This window comes from Pseudovibrio sp. Tun.PSC04-5.I4 (assembly GCF_900104145.1).
Taxonomy (GTDB): Bacteria; Pseudomonadota; Alphaproteobacteria; order Rhizobiales; family Stappiaceae; genus Pseudovibrio.
In genome coordinates, this window is sequence record NZ_FNLB01000006.1 from 2,718,160 (window position 1) to 2,729,584 (window position 11,425).

Genomic DNA, 11,425 nt, shown 5'->3' on the forward strand with positions numbered 1-11,425 from the left:
CCAGAGCGCCTTCCAACTCTCAAACAGTTAACCGTGCCGCTTGAGATCAGTTCTCACGGAAGCGATACCCTACGCCATAGAGTGTTTCGATCATATCAAAGTCATCATCAACCACTTTAAACTTCTTACGAAGACGCTTTATGTGGCTGTCGATGGTGCGATCGTCAACATAGACTTGGTCATCGTAGGCAGCATCCATAAGTGCGTTACGGCTTTTAACAACGCCTGGACGTTGAGCCAATGCAAACAGGATCAGGAATTCTGTGACCGTCAACGTGACAGGCTTTGCAAGCCATGTGCAGGTATGACGCTCTTTATCCATGACCAGATTACCACGCTCCAGCAGCTTGGAGGTTTCGGTGGCAGCGCTTGCAGCATCGCGCGGCGCTACGCGGCGTAGAACCGCTTTTACGCGTTCAACGAGGAGACGCTGAGAGAATGGCTTACGTATAAAGTCATCAGCGCCCATCTTGAGGCCGAACAACTCATCAATCTCATCATCCTTAGATGTGAGGAAGATTACAGGCAAATCTGACATCTGACGGAACCGGCGCAGCAGCTCCATACCATCCATACGCGGCATTTTGATATCAAAAATCGCAAGGTCGGGTGGGTCAGCCTGAAGCCCGTCCAATGCTACAGTTCCATCTGTATAGGTTTGAACCCGATATCCCTCGGACTCCAAAGCTATAGAGACGGATGTCAAAATGTTACGGTCATCATCGACCAGAGCAATCGTTGGCATATCTGAGACCTTATTCCTCTCTTGCAAGTTTCGAAACATAGTTGGGATTTGAGATTAATCTTGCGCGATCCCTAATCCTGAAATGCGGCAAAACCCTGTTTTAGCAAGGTACTTGGAGAATTTCCTTATTTAGCGCGACTTTTGACAAGGTTTCGCCTGTCAAGTGCCACATATTCTTCATGAAGTGTATCGTTAAACGCTTAAAAGTGAAAACCAAGTTTGCAGCGAGTTTATTTTTATAAGCAAATTAAATCTATGCCAGCAAAAGGTCTTATTTCAATCGGTTTAATAGAAAAACGCAGAATTTCTAGTCTTGCTTTTCTAGGCATGTCTGGCCCATCCAAGGGGCGTTATCGCTAAATTCATTGGCGCAGTGCCATTGAATGACGCAAGGTAAATTGTGAGCCGATTAAGGACTGCTGAACATGAACGAGTTCGGATTACGGAATTCCGCGTTTGGGTGCGACACCTTCGGACTGAAGGGCCTCAAGAGTGTATATTGGAACCTGACCGAAGCTGAACTTTATGAGCATGCCATCAGGAACGGTGAAGCACAGATTGCCGCCGGCGGCGCTCTTTGTGCGGAAACAGGCGCTCACACAGGACGTTCTCCAAGAGACAAATTTGTTGTTCGTGATGCCAGAACCGAAAATACGGTCTGGTGGGACAACAGCGGAGCCATGAGCCCCGAGAGTTTTGAGGTGCTGCTTGCAGATATGCTCGCACATGCAGAAGGCATGGAGCTTTATGCGCAGGACCTTTATGGAGGCGCTGACCCTGCGCACCAGTTGAACGTTCGCGTTTACAATGAAATGGCGTGGCACAATCACTTCATCCGCAACATGCTGCTTCGCCCGTCCCGCGAAGAGCTGAAAAGCTTTGAATCTGAGATGACCATCATTGATCTGCCGAGCTTTAAGGCTGATCCAGAGCGTCATGGCTGCCGTTCTGAAACGGTGATTGCTTGTGATCTCACCAGCAAGATCGTTCTGATTGCCGGTACGGCCTATGCTGGTGAGATGAAGAAATCTGTCTTCTCCATGTTGAACTACATGTTGCCAGAAGACGGTGTAATGCCAATGCACTGTTCTGCAAATACTGGCAATGGCGACGACGCAGCTGTCTTCTTTGGCCTTTCCGGGACAGGTAAAACCACGCTTTCTGCTGATCCAACCCGCACGCTGATCGGTGATGATGAGCATGGTTGGGGTCCAGATGGTATCTTCAACTTTGAAGGTGGCTGTTATGCAAAGACCATTCGCCTTTCTGCAGAAGCCGAACCTGAGATCTTCGCGACCACACAGCGTTTCGGCACTATTTTGGAAAACGTTGTTCTTGACGAAGATCGCGTTCCAGATTTTGACGATGGTTCCAAGACCGAAAACACCCGCTGTTCCTACCCTATTCACTTCATCCCGAATGCGAGTGATACAGGCCGGGCAGCGCACCCTAAGAACATCATCATGCTGACTGCTGATGCGTTTGGTGTTTTGCCTCCAATTGCCAAGCTCAGTGACGCGCAGTCTATGTACCACTTCCTTTCCGGTTACACCGCCAAGGTTGCTGGCACTGAGCGTGGCGTGACCGAGCCGCAGGCAACGTTCTCCACCTGCTTCGGCGCTCCTTTCATGCCGCGTCACCCTTCTGAGTATGGGGCGCTGCTGAAAAACCTGATCCGTGAGCACAAAGTGGATTGCTGGCTGGTGAATACCGGCTGGACCGGTGGCGCTTATGGTGTTGGTCACCGTATGCCGATTAAAGAAACCCGTGCTTTGCTTCGCGCTGCATTGGATGGGTCTTTGAACGCAGCTGAGTTCCGCAAAGACGAGAACTTCGGCTTCTCGGTTCCTGTTGCCGTACCGGGCGTTGATACCAACATCCTTGATCCACGCAGCACCTGGAGTAACTCGGCAGACTATGACGTGCAGGCTGCAAAGCTGGTCGACATGTTTGCTGCGAACTTCCAGATTTTCCAGGATCACGTTGACGAGTTGGTCCTGAATGCGGGTCCAATCACAAAAATCGCTGCGGAATAGATTCCGTAGTTCCCCCGAAAGAGCGTCGGAACTCCTGTTCCGGCGTTTTTTGTTTCCGTATCCCTCACAACAGATCTCTGGTTGCATCATCTTGAAGAAGCGGGCTAGGCTCCACATTCTATTAGGACAAGATGCATTTTTGAGAGCCCGTTATGTCTGTTGTTACGCTTCCCCAAAACCTTTCCAAAAACCTTGACGTTTTAGGTGTTGCTGAACGCTGGCAAACCGAAGGACGTAAACTGGTGCTCGCGACGGTTATTGAGACATGGGGTTCAGCTCCACGTCCCGTCGGCAGTCATCTGATCATTGATGAAAACGGTGAGTTTGAAGGATCGGTCTCCGGTGGCTGTGTTGAAGGGGCTGTTGTATCTGAGGCCATGGAGGTTCTGGAGGACGGCAAGGCTCGCAAGATTGAGTTCGGCGTTGCGGACGAGACTGCGTGGCGGGTTGGGCTTTCCTGTGGCGGCAAGATCAGCGTTTACCTGCAGCCGCTGTCTTCCGAAGCAGATCACAACCTGATCATGCTGATCAACCGGGCAAAGGGCGCGCGACAAGCTGCTGCCTTGCTGACCAACCTTGCAACTGGCTCTTCCTCAGCGGTTTTGTATGGATCTGATGTGGAGGATGCGACACTCGCAGGCGGATACGAGAAGGGTTTGCGAAGTGGGAAATCGGCAATTGTCCATGCGCAGGGCGGTGAAGAGTACTTTTTAAGCATGCAGGTTCCGTCAACACGCATTGTTGTTGTGGGTGCAGTTCACATAACTCAGGCACTGGTTCCTATTGCCAAGACTACAGGGTTTGACATTACGATTGTTGATCCTCGCACTGCCTTTGCGTCTGAAGAGCGTTTCCCGGATACATCCCTGCTGGCTGAATGGCCTGGGGATGTGATGGAGCAACTCAAGCTCGATCCATTTACTGCGGTTGCGGCTGTAACGCATGATCCCAAGATTGATGATTTACCTCTGATGGAAGCGCTTAAGGCGGGATGCTTTTACGTTGGCGCTCTTGGTAGCCGCAAAACTCATGCGAAGCGTTGCGAGCGCTTCCTTGAGGCTGGTTTGACCCAGAAGGATCTTTCTCGGATTAAGGCGCCAATCGGTTTGGATATTGGCGCGGCGAACCCATCCGAAATTGCGATTGCCGTCCTTGCCGAGATAATCGTTAGCCTGCGCGGCAGCAAGGCCAGCCAGAAGAAGGTTGTTTGACGTGGAGTTTGGCAACAGACCCGTTAGCGAGTGCACTGGTTGTTATCTCGCTCACTCGGTGAAGCGTGATGGTGTTTCTTTCTCCAAGGGCCATCAACTGACCGCCGAAGATGTGCAACGGCTTACCGAGGCTCATTTCAGTGAGCTGACCGTTGCTAAACTCGGCGCAACAGACCTTCATGAGGATAAAGCGGCAGCCCTGCTGGCAGAGCATGCCTGTGGTGGTGGAGCCTCCTCGTCAATACCATTTACAGGCAGAGCGAATCTCTACGCCAAAAACAGCGGTGTTCTGCTGGTTGACGCGGAGAAGGTAACGCAAGCAAATCTGGTGGACCCTGCCCTCACCTTCGCGTGCCTTCCGCCTTTTACCGAGGTGAAGGAAGGACGGATGCTGGCGACTGCAAAGATTATTCCGCTCGCCGTTGACAGCGCACTTGCACAGAAGGCAGCCGAGGTCATAACCGGAGCTATTTCGGTGGCGGCATATTCACCCAAATCAGTCGCCGTTATTTCGACAGAACTCCCGCACTTAAAAGAGACGGTCATCTCCAAGAGTTTGCGCGTGTTGCAAGAGCGACTTGATAGAGCCTCGAGCACAATCACCGCCGACATTCGGATTTCGCACGACAAAGACGCCTTGGCAGTGGTTCTTCAATCCTCAGCGGTCAAAACTGCAGATGTGGTCGTTGTGTTTGGGGCTTCTGCTGTTGTTGATGAAGGCGATGTCATTCCAGCTGCCATTCAAGCCGCTGGAGGAACGCTCGTTCATTTCGGGATGCCGGTTGATCCGGGCAACTTGCTTGTGTTGGGCACTCTTCATGGCAAGCCTGTCATCGGTGCACCGGGGTGCGCGCGCAGCCCTCAGGAAAATGGCTTCGACTGGATCCTGCAAAGAGTGCTGGCGGATATTCCTGTCTCCGGCACGGACATCATGTCGATGGGCGTTGGCGGGTTGCTGAAGGAAATCCATGGTAGGCCGCAACCACGAGATCATCCACGCACTAAGAAACCCGAGGCGGCAGTCTATAGCGGTGTGTTGCTAGCGGCTGGAAACTCATCTCGCATGGGAGATCACAACAAGCTTCTGGCTTTGATTGATGGAAAGCCTGTGGTGCGGCATGTGGCAGAGAATGCGCTGGCGAGCAGGCTCACAGAGCTCATTGTTGTTACTGGCGCTATGGCTTCGCGTATCGAAGAAGTTCTATCCGGGCTGCCTATTCAGTTCTGCCACAACGTCTCTTTTAATGAAGGCATTTCATCTTCAGTAAAGACAGGCATTGAGGCTGTTTCACCGAATGCCAATGCAGCACTCGTTCTGCTGGGCGATATGCCCTTCGTAACCACTGAAGATATTAATCAACTCATTTCCTCTCACAGCACAGAGGACGAGCAGCTCATCGGCATTTCCACCAGCAACGGAAAACGTGGGAACCCTGTTCTCTGGGATCGCGCATTTTTTGAGGACCTGCTTGCGCTTCGAGGCGATATTGGTGGCAAACCTGTCATCCAGCAAAACCCTTCTGTTGTCTACACAGCAGAGCTTGGAGATTCGGCTCGACGTGATTTGGATGACCTAGAAGCACTGCAAATCGCTGGAGGCATATTAGGAAAACACTCCGAAAAGCCATAATTCGCCACAATTGATGAATCAATTTCGCCCTGAACTGTGACTTTTTCATCGAAATTCATATGGTGGTTAACATTGGCGCATACATATTTTTGTTTTTATCCTTTTGATTTTGCTGGTTATTTCAAAATCAGAAAAATATTCCATCCCCAGTTTCTTGCATAAGAATTTTTGCACAGCTAAAAATATCTAGCAATTTGGGAGGGGGAGAGATAATATTTTCCCGTCCGGTAAATTTGTTTGTTCTTTGTGTAACAAAAGAAAATTTCGGTGATCCCATAATCAAAAATGGTTCCAGTGATCAAACGGCGAGCATGATTCACACGCTCCTCCCGCGTGCATGAAAGTTTTGATCTGTTGGTTCCAAAGAACAAGGGTAGGTAGATGAAAGCACCAACTATGCCTAAGACAGGCCAATGTAAGTGGACTGAGGGCGACAGCGGAAGCTACACGTTCCCCTGTCCAAACCTCGCTGAAAATGGCTCCTACTGCGACCATCACCGCAGTATCGTTTATGAAACACCTGAGCAGCGTAAAGCGCGTGCTGAGGAAATGCGCGCTGCCAATGCAGCAGCTAATAAAAAGCGGCTTGCAGCCTAGCCCTTTAGGCTGCATTTCTTCCGGTGTTCGTCCTCCCTTATCGGTTTAGATGAGCCCGCTTTCTGCATCGGCAGAAACAAAAAAGCCTCGGCACTGCCGAGGCTTTTGTTATTCATTGGCATCGAAATGCAATCAGGAAGCTTTGATAGCTGCCTGCAGTTCCTGGAGCTGGGAAAGTACCAGCCGCGCAGCTTGTCGTGCATCTTCGTCCTTGGCATCAGCCACATCTTCACTCGCATCTTGAATCTGCTGTGCGATGTAACTGGCATCAAGATCGGCCATTTGGATCGCCTGTTCCGCCAGAACAGTCATGCCAGACGCGGAAACGTCAGCAAAACCACCCCGCACGAAATACTCGTGCTTGGAACCATCTTCGCTGAGCGCTTTAACAACACCCGGACGCATGGTTGACAAGAACGGCGAGTGACCAGCGCCAACACCAAATTCGCCATCAGTGCCTGGTACGATTACGTCTGTAACCATTGCCGAGATCAGAAGGCGCTCTGGTGAAACCAGCTCAAACTGAAATGCTTCAGCCATTTAGCTCATCCTCTATCCGTTTCCAAGAGTGACACCGGAAGCGTCACCCAAAGAAGTCACCGGTTCATAAGAACCAGGGTTAAGCAGCGTCCGCAGCCAGTTTAGCAGCTTTCTCGACAGCTTGGTCGATAGAACCAACCATATAGAAAGCAGCTTCCGGCAGGTGGTCGTATTCACCAGCAACAAGGCCTTTAAAGCCTTTGATAGTGTCTTCCAATGCTACAAGCTGTCCTGGAGCTCCGGTGAAGACTTCAGCAACAAAGAACGGCTGGGACATGAAGCGCTCGATTTTACGTGCGCGGGTCACGACCAACTTATCTTCTTCAGAAAGTTCATCCATGCCGAGAATGGCGATGATATCCTGAAGTGATTTGTAGCGCTGAAGTATTTCCTGAACAGATGTCGCGACTTCGTAGTGCTCTTCACCGATAATGCGCGGATCAAGAATACGAGAAGAGGAATCCAGCGGATCCACTGCAGGGTAGATGCCCTTTTCGGAGATCGCACGGTTAAGAACCGTGGTTGCATCCAGGTGGGCAAAGGTGGAGGCAGGTGCAGGATCGGTCAAATCATCGGCAGGAACGTAAACGGCCTGAACGGACGTAATGGAACCCTTGGATGTGGTCGTGATCCGCTCCTGCATGTCACCCATGTCGGTGGCAAGTGTAGGTTGGTAACCCACAGCAGAAGGAATACGGCCGAGAAGTGCGGACACTTCAGAACCAGCCTGTGTAAAGCGGAAGATGTTGTCCACGAAGAACAAAACGTCCTGCCCCTGATCACGGAACTGTTCTGCAACAGACAGACCAGTCAAAGCAACACGCAGGCGTGCTCCTGGAGGCTCGTTCATCTGACCAAACACGAGGGAACACTTGGAACCTTCGCCACCGCCTTTTTTGTTCACGCCGGACTCGATCATTTCCCAGTAAAGGTCGTTACCTTCACGAGTACGTTCACCAACACCAGCGAATACAGAGTAACCGCCGTGTGCTTTAGCAACGTTATTGATCAGTTCCTGAATGAGAACGGTTTTACCAACGCCAGCGCCACCGAACAAACCAATTTTACCGCCTTTTGCATAAGGAGCGATAAGGTCGACAACCTTAATACCTGTTACCAGGATTTCGGCTTCGGTTGATTGCTCTGTGAAGGCTGGTGCCAGCTGGTGAATTTCGCGCTTTTCTGTAAACTGGATCGGACCAGCTTCATCAATTGGCTCACCGATCACGTTCATGATGCGGCCCAGTGTGCCATCACCAACTGGAACGGAAATAGCGCCACCAGTATCACGTACATCCTGACCACGAACGAGACCTTCGGACGCGTCCATGCAGATTGTACGTACTGTATTTTCGCCCAGGTGCTGAGCAACTTCGAGAACCAGACGGTTACCGCCGTTGTCAGTTTCCAGAGCGTTCAGAATTGCAGGAAGTTCACCTGGAAAATGAACGTCGACGACAGCGCCGATTACCTGCGTGATCTGTCCGACTTTCGTGTCAGCCATCACTTAAATCCTCGTCTCAACTCGGTCAAAGCGCTTCCGCGCCCGCAATAATTTCAATCAGTTCCGTAGTGATCTGTGCCTGACGCTGACGGTTGTACGTCGTTGTCAGTTTGTCGATCATCTCGCCGGCATTGCGCGATGCGTTGTCCATAGCGGCCATACGCGCGCCCTGCTCGGAGGCACCGTTTTCAAGGATTGCGCTGTAAATCTGAATGCCGATGTTACGTGGCAGAAGAGTCTCAAGGATCTCCTGTTCACCTGGCTCGTATTCATAAAGCGCGTCCTCAGTGGAACCGTCCGCAGCTTTTTCAGCAACTTCAAACTGAGCTGGAATAAGCTGTTTTACAGTCGGAACCTGACTGATTATCGATTCGTACTGCGCGTAAAACAGTGTGCAAACATCGAATTTCTCATCATGGAACATTTCCAAAACAAGATCACCGATTCGCTTTGTGTCACTGAATTCAATAGACTTCAGGCCGCGTAGTTCGATATTCTCTACAATGTACTGACCGTAGCCACGCTTAAGGGCGTCATGCCCTTTCTTACCAACGGTGACGATCTTGATCGACTTACCTTCGGAAAGAAGTTTATCCGCGTGTGCACGTGCCAACCGTGCGATGGACGAGTTAAAACCACCACAGAGGCCACGCTCTGCAGTGCAGACGAGGAGCAGATGTGTCTGATCCCGTCCTGTACCCGTCATCAGCTTCGGCGCATCATCTCGACCTTCGAACCCAGCTGCCAAGTTACCGAGAACAATCCCCATGCGTTGAGCATAGGGACGCCCGGCTTCTGCAGCATCCTGGGCGCGACGCAGTTTCGCCGCGGCCACCATTTTCATGGCCTTGGTGATTTTCTGCGTCGCTTTGACCGAAGCGATGCGGTTTTTTAGGTCCTTGAGGCTCGCCATGGGCGCTCTCGTTCCTTATCCCGTTGCTTCGAATTAACCGAGGGTCTTGACGAAAGCGTTCAGTGCAGTTTTCAGCTTTTCAGTCAAATCGGCGTCGAGTGCTTTCTTCTCCCAGATCGTGGAGAGAAGGTCAGCATGCTCTGCACGCATAAAGCGCAGCAGGCCAGCTTCGAATGTGCGAACTTCACGAACTGGACGATCGTCCAGGTAGCCGTTAACACCAGCGAAGATGACAACAACCTGTTCTTCCGTTTTAAGCGGGGAGAACTGTGGCTGCTTCAGCAATTCAGTCAGGCGTGCACCACGGTTCAGAAGCTTCTGAGTGGTTGCGTCAAGATCAGAACCAAACTGCGCGAACGCAGCCATTTCACGGTACTGAGCCAGCTCACCCTTAACCGGGCCTGCAACCTGCTTCATCGCTTTAACCTGAGCTGAAGAGCCCACGCGAGAAACAGACAGACCAACGTTAACCGCTGGACGAATGCCCTGGAAGAACAGATCAGTTTCAAGGAAGATCTGACCATCGGTGATTGAAATCACGTTGGTCGGAATAAACGCTGAAACGTCGCCGCCCTGAGTTTCGATCACTGGCAGCGCGGTCAGAGAACCGAGGCCGTGATCTTCGTTCAACTTAGCTGAACGCTCGAGCAAACGGGAGTGCAGGTAGAAAACGTCACCTGGGTAAGCTTCACGTCCTGGTGGACGACGAAGGAGCAGAGACATCTGACGGTAAGCAACGGCCTGTTTGGACAGATCATCGTAACCGATCACTGCATGCATTGAGTTGTCACGGAAGAACTCGCCCATTGTGGTACCAGCAAATGGTGCAAGGTACTGCAAAGGAGCAGGATCAGAAGCCGTAGCAGCAACAACGATGGAGTATTCCAGAGCGCCTGCGTCTTCCAGAGCCTTCACGAACTGAGCAACTGTTGAGCGCTTCTGGCCAACTGCAACATAGATGCAGTACAGCTTGTCGTGCTCGTTGTCAGATGCGTGTAGTGACTTCTGGTTGAGGAAGGTGTCGAGGAGAATGGCGGTTTTACCGGTCTGACGGTCACCAATCACCAATTCGCGTTGACCACGTCCGATCGGAATCAAAGCATCGATAGCTTTAAGACCTGTGGACATTGGCTCGTGAACAGACTTACGAGGCAAAATGCCTGGAGCCTTCACGTCTACGCGGCGACGCTCAGTAGCTTCGATCGGACCTTTGCCGTCGATTGGGTTGCCAAGTGGATCGACAACGCGACCCAGCAAACCCTTACCTACTGGAACTTCCACGATGGCGCCGGTACGTTTAACCGTGTCGCCTTCTTTAATGTATCGATCGCTACCAAAGATAACGACACCAACATTGTCTGTTTCCAGGTTCAATGCCATTCCCTGGATACCACCAGGGAATTCAACCATTTCACCTGCCTGGACGTTGTCCAGGCCGTAAACGCGGGCAATGCCGTCGCCTACAGACAAAACTTGACCAACCTCAGAAACTTCGGCTTCTTGGCCGAAATTTTTGATTTGGTCCTTGAGGATAGCGGAAATTTCCGCGGCCCGAATATCCATCAGCCGACCTCTTTCATCGCGAACTTAAGAGAGTTGAGCTTCGTACGCAGTGACGTATCAATCATCCGGCTACCGATCTTTACGATCAGACCACCAAGAATGGATGTGTCCACATTCACTACGATTTTGACGCTCTTGCCCGTAGAGGCATTGAGTGCTTCTTGAAGAGCTGCAACATGTTCAGTAGACAATTCCGTTGCAGAGGTCACCTGAGCGGTAACTTCTCCACGTTTTGCAGCAAGCTGCGCCCGGAAAGCTCTGATCATGCCTGGAACGGCGAAGAGGCGCCGGTTCTTAGCAACCAACTTCACAAAATTTGCGGTAAGGCCAGAAATTCCGACCTTATCCAAAATAGCAGAGATCGCCTTTAATTGAGCGTCTGCACTAAAAACGGGGCTCTTGATAAGACGATCAAGATCAGCGCTCTCGCTTAAGAGCGCTTCAAACTGGTCGAGACCTCTCTCAACTTCTGACGTCGCACCCTGCTCTTCAGCAAGGTCAAGCAACGCAGAAGCATAACGTGAGGCTACACCTGAAATGAGAGATACGTTGTCAGTCACTGGATCCGTGCTCTCCCGCGCCATCAAGATTCTGGCGGCTGGCAAGCCGGGAATCCAAATCCTTGATAAGTCGCGTCTAATTCAATTTGATTGGCACAATCTTTGAAACTGCACCGATAAAGCCGC

General features: G+C 51.3%; 10 protein-coding genes. 4 read left to right on the forward strand and 6 right to left on the reverse strand.

The features are described from left to right. Positions 1–46: 46 nt before the first annotated feature. Positions 47–745, reverse strand: coding sequence for a response regulator transcription factor (locus tag BLS62_RS17935; protein ID WP_093183480.1), 699 nt, complete (start codon positions 743–745; stop codon positions 47–49). 425 nt (positions 746–1,170) lie between these two features. On the opposite strand from BLS62_RS17935, the gene BLS62_RS17940 reads away from it, so the two are divergent. The 4 genes from BLS62_RS17940 to BLS62_RS17955 all read left to right on the forward strand — a co-directional run bounded on the left by BLS62_RS17940 (position 1,171) and on the right by BLS62_RS17955 (position 6,219). Continuing rightward, positions 1,171–2,781: a phosphoenolpyruvate carboxykinase gene (locus BLS62_RS17940; protein WP_093183482.1), complete on the forward strand. Its 1,611-nt coding sequence runs from the start codon at positions 1,171–1,173 to the stop codon at positions 2,779–2,781. A gap of 152 nt (positions 2,782–2,933) precedes the next feature. Then, positions 2,934–3,992 carry an XdhC family protein gene (locus BLS62_RS17945; protein WP_093183484.1) on the forward strand — a complete coding sequence of 353 codons (1,059 nt, stop codon included), beginning with the start codon at positions 2,934–2,936 and terminating at the stop codon, positions 3,990–3,992. A gap of 1 nt (position 3,993) precedes the next feature. Next, on the forward strand, positions 3,994–5,622 hold the full coding sequence (locus BLS62_RS17950) for an NTP transferase domain-containing protein (protein WP_093183486.1): 1,629 nt from the start codon (positions 3,994–3,996) through the stop codon (positions 5,620–5,622). Between the two features lie 381 nt (positions 5,623–6,003). Further along, positions 6,004–6,219, forward strand: coding sequence for a hypothetical protein (locus BLS62_RS17955; protein WP_093183488.1), 216 nt, complete (start codon positions 6,004–6,006; stop codon positions 6,217–6,219). A 132-nt stretch (positions 6,220–6,351) separates the two neighbouring features. On the opposite strand, the gene BLS62_RS17960 is transcribed toward BLS62_RS17955, so the two are convergent. From BLS62_RS17960 to BLS62_RS17980, 5 genes are all read right to left on the reverse strand, one after another. After that, positions 6,352–6,759, reverse strand: coding sequence for a F0F1 ATP synthase subunit epsilon (locus BLS62_RS17960; protein WP_093183490.1), 408 nt, complete (start codon positions 6,757–6,759; stop codon positions 6,352–6,354). Between the two features lie 79 nt (positions 6,760–6,838). Beyond that, entirely contained in the window at positions 6,839–8,263 is a 1,425-nt protein-coding gene (atpD, locus tag BLS62_RS17965; RefSeq protein ID WP_093183493.1) for a F0F1 ATP synthase subunit beta, read from the reverse strand. A gap of 25 nt (positions 8,264–8,288) precedes the next feature. Then, positions 8,289–9,176: a F0F1 ATP synthase subunit gamma gene (locus BLS62_RS17970; protein WP_093183495.1), complete on the reverse strand. Its 888-nt coding sequence runs from the start codon at positions 9,174–9,176 to the stop codon at positions 8,289–8,291. Between the two features lie 33 nt (positions 9,177–9,209). After that, positions 9,210–10,739, reverse strand: a complete 1,530-nt coding sequence (atpA, locus tag BLS62_RS17975) for a F0F1 ATP synthase subunit alpha (protein ID WP_093183497.1) — start codon at positions 10,737–10,739, stop codon at positions 9,210–9,212. Then, positions 10,739–11,323 carry a F0F1 ATP synthase subunit delta gene (locus BLS62_RS17980; protein ID WP_093183499.1) on the reverse strand — a complete coding sequence of 195 codons (585 nt, stop codon included), beginning with the start codon at positions 11,321–11,323 and terminating at the stop codon, positions 10,739–10,741. The genes atpA and BLS62_RS17980 overlap by 1 nt, the downstream gene beginning before the upstream one ends. Positions 11,324–11,425 lie beyond the last annotated feature (102 nt).